Annotated in this window: 11 protein-coding genes; 2 read left to right on the plus strand and 9 right to left on the minus strand. The window is 32.2% G+C overall.

Translation table 11 applies throughout. The annotated features are described in order from the left end of the window. Positions 1-64: 64 nt before the first annotated feature. Genes HGO49_RS04510 through rseP form a run of 5 tightly spaced genes read right to left on the minus strand, consistent with a single transcriptional unit; the run spans position 65 to position 7,335 of the window. Positions 65-2,845 (minus strand): FAD-dependent oxidoreductase, encoded by a 2,781-nt coding sequence (locus HGO49_RS04510; RefSeq protein ID WP_017532387.1) that lies wholly within the window; start codon positions 2,843-2,845, stop codon positions 65-67. 45 nt (positions 2,846-2,890) lie between these two features. Next, positions 2,891-3,322 carry a 3-hydroxyacyl-ACP dehydratase FabZ gene (gene fabZ, locus HGO49_RS04515; RefSeq protein ID WP_017532388.1) on the minus strand — a complete coding sequence of 144 codons (432 nt, stop codon included), beginning with the start codon at positions 3,320-3,322 and terminating at the stop codon, positions 2,891-2,893. Between the two features lie 4 nt (positions 3,323-3,326). Beyond that, positions 3,327-3,878 (minus strand): OmpH family outer membrane protein, encoded by a 552-nt coding sequence (locus HGO49_RS04520; protein WP_017532389.1) that lies wholly within the window; start codon positions 3,876-3,878, stop codon positions 3,327-3,329. Then, positions 3,879-6,212: an outer membrane protein assembly factor BamA gene (bamA, locus tag HGO49_RS04525; RefSeq protein ID WP_026092684.1), complete on the minus strand. Its 2,334-nt coding sequence runs from the start codon at positions 6,210-6,212 to the stop codon at positions 3,879-3,881. It abuts the gene before it with no gap. Positions 6,213-6,219: 7 nt separating this feature from the next. Then, positions 6,220-7,335 carry an RIP metalloprotease RseP gene (gene rseP / locus HGO49_RS04530; RefSeq protein WP_017532391.1) on the minus strand — a complete coding sequence of 372 codons (1,116 nt, stop codon included), beginning with the start codon at positions 7,333-7,335 and terminating at the stop codon, positions 6,220-6,222. A 98-nt stretch (positions 7,336-7,433) separates the two neighbouring features. On the opposite strand from rseP, the gene HGO49_RS04535 reads away from it, so the two are divergent. Further along, positions 7,434-7,700, plus strand: coding sequence for an FAD assembly factor SdhE (locus HGO49_RS04535; RefSeq protein ID WP_017532392.1), 267 nt, complete (start codon positions 7,434-7,436; stop codon positions 7,698-7,700). Here HGO49_RS04535 and HGO49_RS04540 read toward each other — a convergent pair. The 3 genes from HGO49_RS04540 to HGO49_RS04550 are packed head-to-tail and all read right to left on the minus strand — an operon-like array spanning position 7,678 to position 9,989. Continuing rightward, positions 7,678-7,995 (minus strand): cell division protein ZapA, encoded by a 318-nt coding sequence (locus tag HGO49_RS04540; RefSeq protein ID WP_017532393.1) that lies wholly within the window; start codon positions 7,993-7,995, stop codon positions 7,678-7,680. The two genes, HGO49_RS04535 and HGO49_RS04540, sit on opposite strands and share 23 nt — an antisense overlap. Before the next feature lie 43 nt (positions 7,996-8,038). Further along, entirely contained in the window at positions 8,039-8,317 is a 279-nt protein-coding gene (locus tag HGO49_RS04545) for an HU family DNA-binding protein (RefSeq protein ID WP_017532394.1), read from the minus strand. Positions 8,318-8,336: 19 nt separating this feature from the next. Then, positions 8,337-9,989 (minus strand): 30S ribosomal protein S1, encoded by a 1,653-nt coding sequence (locus HGO49_RS04550; RefSeq protein WP_017532395.1) that lies wholly within the window; start codon positions 9,987-9,989, stop codon positions 8,337-8,339. Between the two features lie 103 nt (positions 9,990-10,092). Between HGO49_RS04550 and trmB the strand changes: the two genes are divergently transcribed. Beyond that, positions 10,093-10,737, plus strand: coding sequence for a tRNA (guanosine(46)-N7)-methyltransferase TrmB (trmB, locus tag HGO49_RS04555; RefSeq protein ID WP_026092685.1), 645 nt, complete (start codon positions 10,093-10,095; stop codon positions 10,735-10,737). 208 nt (positions 10,738-10,945) lie between these two features. On the opposite strand, the gene HGO49_RS04560 is transcribed toward trmB, so the two are convergent. Then, entirely contained in the window at positions 10,946-11,467 is a 522-nt protein-coding gene (locus HGO49_RS04560) for a pyrimidine dimer DNA glycosylase/endonuclease V (RefSeq protein WP_006013204.1), read from the minus strand. Positions 11,468-11,528 lie beyond the last annotated feature (61 nt).

Below are 11,528 nucleotides of genomic sequence, written 5' to 3' on the forward strand. Positions count from 1 at the left end.
TTTATTATAGTATAGATTTGTTAACAAATAATATAGATTGTGGTATAATGAATACAAAATAGATTTAATGAACCTCAGTAGAGCATCCAGTTGGGCCCATAAGGATTATTTTCTCTCCTTCTCTTAAGTGTCTGCACAAATTAGTGGAGCCACCAGTTTCTAGCACAATAGTTGAAATAATCCCCTTTTTTTTGTCTACTTCAGTGCCAGTTACAGCTATACCTTCCATGGCAAAGTTAGTTTTTTTGCTATTGGTTTCAAAATTTTGCAACCTAAAGAATTGTCCAGGTTTAAAATTCTTTGCTGCAAGGGGTGCTTTGATTACTATTTCCACAACTTTGTCGTTTAAGTATTGGACTTTTATAACATTTGCACTGAATTTTTCTTTAATTTTATTAAAGAATTCTTCATTGGCCAGGTGTTTTGAAGCACGTTGATTAGCTACTCGACTCAAAAGCTGAGAAATAAGAGGATAACCATTCTTGGCACTTGCCATAGCTTTGACTACACTGCCGCTATACGAGGGATGAAGATCACCAAAAAAGCTGATTGTTTTATTGCCTTCCTTATACACTAATATTCTATCTTTATCTCGCATCTTAGGAGAAAAGATAGGATCTATTTCTTTTCCCGATGAATTCAAGTGAGTAAAATATCCGTTACTTAATTTAAAATGCTTTTTATCTTCTGTTGCAATAACTGTATTTGGCTCAGTACCTGCTGCTATAAAAATAGAACGTGCTTTTATATGCTTGATTTCATCAGATTTTGTGTCTATTAGTTTTATTGATTCAGCGTGGTTATATTTATCTGTTACAACTTCAATCGGCTCTAAGTTTTCAATAAAGTAAATCCCTTCTGATAGTGCATTTTGCACCTCTTCGCTATTTAATCGATAACTTGGTGAATCTTTTAGCTCTTTTCTATATACAATTTTCACTCCCCCTAGACTTTGCATTAGTTCCAATATTTTTGCTTCTCTATCCTCTTTTTTTGCTGATTCTTGCTCTTTTCGGATCAATTGTGCATGCGATATCAGCTCATTTGCAATTTCATATTCCTCTTCTGTCCAATCTTTTTCGACATATTTCTTTCCATACTTATCAACCAATATTTCATAACGAAGAAGAAATTTTTCTACTTGAATTGGATAGTAAGCTAAAACTTCAGTAGCAGTATCAATTGCAGTGAGTCCTGCACCTATGACAACTATCGGCATGCGAACTTGCAGATTTGCTATAGAATCACACTTAAGAGCACCTGTTAGTTGTAACGACATGAGAAAGTCGGATGCCATGCGCACTCCACGAGCTAATATGTTTTTTATTTTGATCATTCGTGGCTTACCAGAGCCAAGTGCCAAGGAAATGTGATCAAAACCCAAGTTGAACGAGTCATCAACAGTTATCGTACCTCCAAAACGAATTCCTCCATAAAGTGCGAAATTCTCACGTCTTTCCAGTAACAGTCTGATAATTTTTAGGTAATTTTTGTCCCATCTGGAAGTTATACCATACTCTGCTACTCCACCAAATCCGCCAGCTATGCGTTCACTTAGTTTTTCATGCTCGAAATCTTTAATTAACTGGAAATGATCAATCAAAGGTTCTATCTTTAATCCATCGATGGCGATAACGTTATGCCCATCATTTAATAAATGATGAGCTAAATTAAAACCCGCAGGACCAAGTCCTACAACTAGAACGTTTTTTCCGGTGTTTTCTCTTGGCAATGAACGCTGAAAATTTAAAGGATTCCAACGGCTAAGCAGAGAATATATTTCAAATCCATACGGTAAACTGAGCACATCATCTAGAATCCTTGTTTCAATTGCTGGCACATTTACGGGTTCTTGTTTTTGATATATGCACGAATTCATGCAGTCATTGCATATTCTGTGTCCAGTAGCCGCACATAATGGGTTATCTATCATCACAATTGCAAGACTTGCTATGCTGTACCCTTCGCTTTTTGCTAAATTCATTTCTGATATTTTCTGCTCTAGTGGGCAACCGTGCAGCTCAACCTTGAGTGGGGACTGTTTAAAGGTATTGTCGTTATTAATTATCCCCTTTGAACAACTGTCCTTATTTTGCTTATGACAAAATACGCAGTAATGAGCGTTATCCAATGCTGTATTCAAACTCACCTTTTTGCTTGTTAGATCAAAACCATATCGTCTTTTTACTTCATTTGAATACAGCACTTCAACTTTATCTACTTCTTTTTTAGAAAATGGTATGAGGTTTTCGTGGTCGATTTTTTTATGAATACTGAATAATATACTCTGTTTATTTTTTACTCTCCACACTGCATATTGTGCTGCAAGTTCTATTTCTTCTTTGTGATTTTCTTTATCTTCAAACCAATGCATCACCTGCTCAGCAAAATTTTTTTCTGTTGTTGGCAAAGTGAGAAAATGACTTAGTTTGTTAGTAATATCTATATTCGCCACATTAGTGTATTTTTTCAATGCATAGCGTTGGACAAATAACCTTTTGCATTTATATATTACAGCAAAGTTGTTGTGTTTTTTCTTTAGCTCCTCTATTTCTTTTTCAACATTGAAAAGTTTTGCAATAAATTCATCAAGTAAATATGAGAGGTCTATTATTAACTGACTATCTGTCATCCAAGATGGAATCCATCCTTCTTGTTTTCTAGATCCCAGTGTCAAGCACTGGGATGACATCGAAGAAGAAGCTGCTTTTTCTCTTGCTTCAATTAATGAACAAAACAAGCTTTCATCGGACGATTTTATGTAATCTAAAAACGCCTCATCTAACTTTATTAATTCACTACGAGTGTATAAGTTTGAAAATGAGATTTTGAAATTCAGTTGCATCTTTATACTATACAGCGTACATACTGTTTCTTACAGATGAAGATTTTATTTATTTTTTAATGCTGCTGAGATTATTGCTTCTGCAACCTTTTCTTCCTTAACATATGCAACACACTCAAATTTGTGTAGACCTAAACGCACACTTTGAATATTAGCTTGAAGAATCAATGCGTCTCCTGGAGTAACTGGCTTTGTGAATTTTGCATTTTCAATTGATCTCAAGTAAACAACTTTATTTTCCATTACCTTTTTACCGAGAACACATATTGCAGATGCCTGAGCTAAAGATTCAATTATCAAAACTCCTGGCATTATCGGATGGCCAGGAAAATGACCAATAAAAAATTGCTCGTTGAAAGTCACGTTTTTAATTGCTTTTATACTCATACCAGGATCGCATTCTATAACCCTATCTACTAAGAGAAAAGGATAAGAATGTGGTAGTATTTTGATAATATCACTGATATTAAATTTCATAAGCCTACTCAATGCTTTGCAAAGCAAATTCAGGTATTTCCTTGTTTACATTTTTTAATACCACATCCGATAAATCAACTTCATCCATAGAGTACAAAACTTGATTCTTTTTTGAAATAAATAGTACCAAATCTATGTTGTTTTTTTCTGCTGTTTTTTTAGCAACTTCTTTTATCTTGTTAAAGACACTTTCTACTGCTTCTCTATAATTTTCTTCTAAATGTGATATTTTCTTAGCATAATTATCCCTAACACTTACAGTATGCTTACTAAATTGTTCTGTCTTTTCCTTTTTTGCTTCTTCTGACAAAAGGTCAAATTCTTCTTTCGATGGCTTAAATTTTTCTAACTGATTTTCAAATTCTTGCTGTAATCTAGAATTCTGCTCCTTTATTTGTTGTTGTATATTTTGCAGAGCCAGAGATTCATTGATAACTTTGTCACTATCAATAATAGCAGCCTTTGTGTTCTGAGGTTGATACCCTACAAACTTATACCCTACAAATAAGGAAACAATTAAGGCAATGACTGATGTAAATAACTGTATATATTTCATTTAAATCCCCGCTTCAATAGAAATTTTAACTTTTGTTGATGGTATTATGTCATAAGCTTCCTTTACTAAAGGAAACCCAAAATCTAATCTAATTCTACCAAAAGGAGAAGGCATTGAAAAGCCAAAACCTGGTGATACTCTCATAAGCTTACTATCGTAATATTCTCCACTATATCCCTCTCTTTCATCTAAACCAAAAAGTGTTGCATAGTCAACAAATAGTGAGCCTTTAATACCAGTGTAGTCGTATAATTTAGGTAATGGAAAATCTACTTGCTGTGTTAAATTAAAATAAGTTTTGCCTCCCAATGAGCTTTTATTTTTATCTTCTGCTCTTGGTCCAATACCAGAGAGGTCAAATCCTCTAATTTCATTACCACCTTTAAAAAAGTGCTGGCCAATGTTTAGCTCTTTATCGGTATAAGAGAAAATATGACCTGCTGCCATTTTAAAGCGCAGTGTTATATCATCATCAATTTTGCTTAGTATAGGGTGTGTATAAAAAGACAAAAACTCAGATTTTAGAAAATTTACATTTCCTCCCAATCCTGAAATATCCTGATTTAAGCGCAACAAGTACCCCTCCTTTGGAGTATATAGATTATCCAATTTATTATACGCTAACGTGTATCCAACTGATGAGATCTGATACTCCCTTTTTTGATCTCTTATTATATTAGAGATGTCCTCATCTTCTCCACCCTTATTGTCCATGTGTATGTGATTATACTTATAAGAATATTGAAAGGAATTGGTTAGATTTTCTGAGATTTTATATGATATTTTTGCTATTCCTCCCCAGTTGCAGGTATCGAAAGTAGTGTTTGGTTTATCTTGTTTTTCATAAAAAATACTTATGCCTAATGAAGTATCAGAGTCGTTAAAATTATTTTCAATAGCATCTATACTAGTAGAAAACACATATTGACTCTTTTCAAGAGCAAAAGATAACTCTTTACCACTACCAAATAAATTACGATCTGTGAAATCGGTTTTAACAAACACTCCACCAGGAAGAGACATACCACCTGTTAAAGATAACGAGGCAGTTCTCTTTTCTTTAACATTTAAATCAAGATTTACTGCATTTTCATCCACTGTATAACTATTTATTTTTACTGTTTCAAAAAAGTCACTGTATATCAATTTTCTACGTGATTTTTGAATCTCAGATGTGTTATATGCGTCACCTTCTGCTATGCTGAGCTTTCTTCTAATTACTTTATCTAAAGTGCGGTCATTACCATCAATAGTAATTTGGTTTATATAAATCTTTTTACCTGGTAGCACTTTGTAAGTTACATCCATAATATTGTTATGTTGTGTATATTCTGGATTAACTTTTGCAAATATATATCCTTTTTCGTTTAAATGTTTACTTATTTTTTCTGCTGTATTGTTAATTTTAACTCTATTAAATATTTGATTATTTTCCTCTTTGATCAATTCTAATATTTCTTCTCTTAAACTTAAATCCTGAATCTCAGTTTCAATATCAACTTCATTATTTCCAAATAAGTATTGCTGCTTTTCGTCAATCAAAAAAGTTAACTCTATTTGGTTGTTATTATCAACCTCAACAATTGGTTGGATATTATTTTGAATATATCCCCTAGATGAATAGAAGCGATCAAGCAGTTCTGTGTTAATTAGTAGATATTGAGGTGAATAATGAGTTCCGCTTTTAAAAATGGCTCTAAATAACTTACTAAATATATCATTGCTATGCCTTTTGATAGCTTGCTCTAGCTCATTTCCTGAAAAGTTTTTGTTACCTATGAATCGCAAACCCTTAATTCTAGAGGTTTTTCCTTCTTTTATCTTTAAAATTAGGTTGATTCTATTGCTACCAAGCTTATCTAGCTCATATGAAATTTTAACACCAACTTTACCACTGTTCCTATAAAGAGTAACTAGATTTATCAAATCGTTTTGTAATTTTGTTTCAGCAAAAATAGTTAGTGATTTTGACTGAATAACGTTATTTAGCAACTCTTTACTTTTAAATAACTTATTGCCCTTTAATATTACTTTGTTAATCAATGGATTCTCATGAATTTTTACTACTAAGTTTTTTTCATTATCCATGTAGGCGTTAACACTAGCAAATAACTTTGTTTTATATAAACGTTTTATAACTGAATCTATATCATCATCATTTATATAACTACCTGGTTCTAATTTTGTATAAAACCTTAGTGTTTGATCGCTTACTCGCTCATTGCCAACATACTTAATATTTTTTATCTGTACTTTCTCCTTATTTTCTAGAGCAAAAAGTAGATTAGGAGAAGAGATAAAAATTATTATTAGTATGCGAAATAACTTTTTCATACGTATCTTAAAAAAGATGCCTAATATCATTTGAAAACGCAATTGCCATCAGCAAGAGCAATACAGATGCGCCCAAAATGGCCGCATATTTTTGATATTTTAAACTCAAATCTCTACGTATAACAGACTCTATAATATAGTAAAATAAGTGTCCACCATCTAGCAATGGTATTGGTAGTAAGTTAATTGCAGCTAAGTTAGCTGAAATGATTGCCATAAAATATAGAACCATAATAAATCCCTTTTTGGCTGATTGCCCTGAATATTTTGCAATTTTTATTGGCCCACCTATTTCATTTATACTCCTTTTACCAACAATAATTTGAAAGAGTGCTTTGATTGTTAAACACATAGTGTGGTAGGTTTCACTCACTGATAGGCTAGCAGCTCCAAGAAAAGATGATTGTTTTAATCCTATCATATTAATTGAGGTAATTCCTATAGTTTTTCTTTCTATTATGTTACCAAAGACATCTCTATCCTCAACTGTAAAAGGAGTTAGGGTAGTTGTATGCTCTTCGTTATTCCTGCTATATTTAATTTCCATTCTTGTTTCAGGGTTTGACATTATCACGCGTGAAATATCTTCAAAGTATTTTATTTTATACTCATTGATTTGTGTAATAGTGTCACCTGGTAACAGGCCAACTTGCTTTGCTGCACTTTCTTCAATTACATTACCAATTACTGGTGGAGTACGATAATAACCTGCCACGCTGAAAAATACTGTAAAAGCTATAACAGTAAATATCATGTTTGCAAAAGGCCCTGCAAAAACTATTGCTGCTTTTTGATATCTAGGTTTTGTATGGAATGAGTATAATTTTTCTTCTTCAGTTAATTTTTGTTGATCAACAGGAACGCTTGCTGCATTCGTATCCCCTAACATTTTAACGTAGCCACCCAATGGAAAGGCACTTAATTTCCATCTAGTTCCAGACTTGTCGTTAAAACCAAAAATTTCAGGACCAAAGCCTATAGAAAAAGATTCAACTTTAACCTTGCATGCTTTAGCGACAATATAATGCCCACATTCATGCACGAATACTATGATAGAAATTATTAAAGAAAATGATAAAAAATAATATATTCCAGCGCTAAGTTGATGAGAAATTAATTCCACCTATGTTTTAAATCTTAATCAAACGTTGAGTATATTAAAATGCGCCTTGCTTGACAAGTATTTAGTTTAGTCTTTAAATTAAAAAAAGTTTAATGACAATGATAGATATCTCCTTATTAAGAAGAAAACTGATGTATAGGAGTTGGCATAGGGGTTGTAAAGAAACTGATATACTTTTAGGGCATTTTGCATTGAAATATCTTGATAAATTTTCCTTAAGTGAACTAATTGAATACGAAAAAATAGTTGACCTTGATGATTGCGAATTATATTGTTACATAACTCGTAAGAAACTTCTTCCACCTGATTTGAGTAGTGAGATAGTCGATTTGATTGCTTGCTTTAATCCCTTATGCACCCAATAATCTTGTTTACCCTATCTAATACTTCAGCATATTCTACTCTTTTTTTCTCCCTATACTTTTTGCATTCTTGATTTATTTCATCTAATCGCTTTGTTAATTCTAGAATTTTGTCTTCGAGAGTCAATGCTGCAAGTAAGAAATTTAATGCATCTGAGCCCTTACCTCCAGTTCTTTGAGATATGGAGCTAACTAGCTTGTTGAAGCTATTAGCAAGTTGTAATAAATGGTCCTTCTTTTTACTTTCACAAGATATTTTATATGTGTTATTATGTATAACTATTTCTACTACTTGCATATGATGCTATATTGTATAACTTTCAAATTTACAATATAGATTTTCATTCATTTATCAAGAGGGATAACTTTTTACTGCTACGAAAATAAGTTTTAAAGTATTGATGTTTTCCAACCTTCTGTGACATCAAATTACTTGCTTCTTTCAAGTTATAGCTTCTAATTGAAAAAGAACCAAACCCCCTGATTTCAACTCTATTATGATATTTCAACGTGTTTGAAAACACTCGAAAAAAACTATCAACTATGGCTGCTATAATGACCTTATCTAACAAAAGGTGTTTTTTTGCCACTCTTGCTATTATATCAGATTTCGTTGCCATTTATATGAAGTACAAGAAGTTATTTGGCAGATAATATGATATTATATTTTTCAACACCTACTACTTCCACTTGTATTTTTTCTGATATAGAAAACTTTTTATTTTCTGGTAAATGCTCTTGATCTACTAAAAGGGTTACATTGTTCTCAATTTCAACGATTAGACCATTTTCCTCTCTCTTATTTACAGTAACCTGCATTTTATCCCCTACTTTAACTTTCTCTATCAGTTCTTCAAGAGGATCATACTCTATTTGCTTTACTCCAAGATAAATTCTTGTTCGATCTACGTTAGCCCTTATCACTTTTGCTTCTATTTCATCACCTACATTATACTTTTTTATTTCATCTGAATTGTTTTTCGACCAACTTAGATTTTGCATATAAATTGTTCCTTCTACGTCCTCAGATATCTCAGAATCATCAAAAGTCACAGATATTTGTGAATCATTGTTGCTTTTAACTTTACCAGAAACAATAGAACCAAGAGGATATTTATCAATAAATACTTGCCAAGGATTCTCTACGCACCTTTTTGTGCTTAAACTCATCTTATTTTTAATAATGTCAATACCGAGAATTTTTACATCCACTTCTTGTCCTATTGTTACAAAACTACTGATTGGTAAATTATTCTTGCTCCAAGTGATTTCTGATGAGTGTACCAAACCCGCAATCCCAGGTTTAATCTCAACAATGAATCCACAATCTTTTATACCCGTTACACATCCTTTGTGTAAGCTGTTAATTGGACATTTTAACTCTAGATCTTGCCAAGGATTATCTCCTAATTGTTTTACACCAAGGGAGATTTTTCCATTTTCTCTATCTATTTTTATAATTTTAGTTTTTATATGCTGACCACAAGAAAAAATTGCAGATGGATGACTTACATTACTCCAAGAGATATCTGTAATATGTAGCAGTCCATCTATAACTCCCACTGTATCTGATTCATGAATGCCAACAAATGCACCGTAGTGAGTGATGCTTTTTATTTTGCCTTCTACTACATCACCTTCATTTAAAGATTCTAAAAACTTAATTTTTTCACCAGCATGCAATTTCTCTAATACCAGCTTTCTTGATACTACAATATTTCCCTGCTTCTTATCCATTTTAAGCACGATGAATTTTTGTTCAGTTTCAATAAGGTGATTAGCATCTTTTATTTGCTTCAAATCCACATGACTCAGCGGTAAAAACGCACTTATTCCATCACCAAGATCAACAATAAAACCGCATTTAATTGAGCGTTTAATGATTCCTGTTACTTCATCTTTTGTAACTGCGCTTTCTTCCAATTTATTCCATTTTTCGTCTCTGATTGCTTTCTCACGACTAAGAACAACATTACCATGGTAATCTTCAATTCTTTCAACATAAACTCTAATTTTCGAGCCAACAGTGATATCATCATTACAACTGAGCTCCTTAATCAGAATTCTTCCGTCTGACTTTAAACCAACATCAACCACAATATCATTAGAATTTCTTCTTGTGATTATACCTTCTACCACATCTCCTTCTTTGATTTTGTTAGCAAAAGAATCTTCACAAAAGTCATTGTCTTGATTATCAAATTGATCTTGAAATATCTCTTCTATGAACCTATTTGATGATAGCCTCTTGATAGCAACTGTACTTTCCATACCTTTTAATTTTAACTTCATTAGAACTCATATATTATATAATATTAATAATTAGTGACAAGTAAATTCTCATTAATTCATTTCGAGAATTGTTTAAGCTATAAAAGATTAAGTTATGTAAGATATGTTATCTAGGAATAATAATTGGATTAGGTCATTTTCCAGAAGATCTAGGTTGAAGTTGAATGTTCTGGAGAAGTATTCTATTAAAAACAGCAAGGAATCTATAAAAAAGATCGTAGACTTACAAAAAAGAATACGGGTAGAAATAGGTTTCGGTAATGGTGAAAATATGCTCCATCAGGCATTCAATGAATCTGATCTATTATTTATAGGATGTGAGCCTTATTTAAAGGGGGTCTCTTCCTTGCTAAAAAGCATAGAAGCACACAGCATAAAAAATATTTTAATATGGACAGAAGATGCAAGAGAATTAATTGTCAATTTTCCTGACCACAGTGTTGAAAAATTCTTTATTCTCTTTCCAGATCCATGGCCAAAAAGAAGTCACAACAAAAGACGGTTAATTAATACGGAATTTTTAAATTTATTAGCAAAAAAAATACTTGTCACAGGTGAAATATTTATTGCAACTGATCATCAGGATTATGCAGAGTGGATAGAGTTACATATAAAGCAGTGTAATTTTTTAACCTATAAGGAAGATAGTTTTGCAAATTATACCCCAACAAAATACCACAGAAAAGCGCTAGAATATCAGAGTAAAATAAAGTTTTTTAAAGCAAATGTTATATCTAAACTGACTTAGATTTACCTCTGCTTGTTAGTACAGATGTGTACATGACACTCTATAGTGCAAGTAGCCTACCATATACTGGGAATAACAGTTTACTGAATTCTTTAATCTCACAAATAGAAAGATCAATAAACTTGATAAACATCAACATTATCAGCCAGCATTGCTTTTGCAACTTCAATTCTACCTTTTTTATGATCGGTTTGGATAATTTTATAACCTATAGCATTTTGTCTAGCAACCAATCTGGTGCTTCTCTACCTTTTTCCCACTTAGCAAATCTCATCTTTTCTTTTAGGTAATATTCTCTATATGCTTCTATTGGGTTACTACATTTATATCGATCAGGTAACGCTTGTGTAAAAGCTTGTATATCAGCTGATCGAAATATTAGCAAATCCTTGTTATTATCGCACCAATCTATAACTTCTTCGGATTTATGCGTTCTTTTGTATCGCAAGCTATATTCTATACACAATTCTTTTCCATGTTTTATTAACCAATCAAAGTTTCCTTTTGATTGTCTAGCCCATAAAGAACAAGGATGGTTTTTGTGAGTAAGTTTATATGGAACTTCTATATTCTGGTTTGTAATGCTGACTAAAGGATTTGGCTCTTTTAATGCTATTGAAAAAACACTGCTAAGCAATTGAGCAGTTTCTAGCGGCATTTTTACTATGTGCTTATCGCATAACATTTGTGCTGCAGTTACAGGATTTTCGTCTAATATAAAGATATTCATCTAAGCACCCAGAGATAGAATTTTTGCGTAGTATTTATTTCAATAAACCCTAAAATATCAT

It is taken from the genome of Wolbachia endosymbiont of Diaphorina citri (assembly GCF_013096535.2).
GTDB lineage: Bacteria > Pseudomonadota > Alphaproteobacteria > Rickettsiales > Anaplasmataceae > Wolbachia.